Origin of the sequence: Mesorhizobium sp. M1E.F.Ca.ET.063.01.1.1 (assembly GCF_003998155.1) — a bacterium.
In the GTDB taxonomy this organism is placed as follows: Bacteria; Pseudomonadota; Alphaproteobacteria; order Rhizobiales; family Rhizobiaceae; genus Mesorhizobium.
Genome location: NZ_RZSC01001679.1, coordinates 1 through 418 on the forward strand (window position 1 = coordinate 1; position 418 = coordinate 418).

General features: G+C 58.1%; 1 pseudogene. It reads right to left on the reverse strand.

What is annotated here, in order from left to right:
- A pseudogene (locus EOA29_RS40385) lies at window positions 1–261 on the reverse strand (nitrite reductase, copper-containing); the annotation flags it as partial.
- Between the last annotated feature and the right edge of the window lie 157 nt (window positions 262–418).

Genomic DNA, 418 nt, shown 5'->3' on the forward strand with positions numbered 1-418 from the left:
GGCGTTGAGCTGCGTGCCATCGGCATCGATGACCATCGGCTTCTCTTCGACATTCATGGTGAATTCGACGACCTTGGGGCCCCCCTTGGCCACCTGGTCGTGAGCATGCACGAAGGGCGGCGCGACGAGGATCACTTTCTCGCGCGGCAACCCGGCTACATCCTTCGGCTTGGCGGCTGCCATGGCCGGCGTTGCGCCAACGGCGGCAACGGCGGCTGCGGTGAGAACAGAACCCAATAGAGCTTCACGTCTCGTAAGCATCGTCATCTCCTTCGATTGCAACGGTTGAATGCCGTGAGGATAATTGATTTGCAGGCCGCGTCTTTGCGTTTACGCAAATCTCAAAAGAGAAGCCGGGTTGCTCTTGGAAACAGAGCGAGATCACGCGCTCCCAGGAAAATCACGGATGTGACGGAAA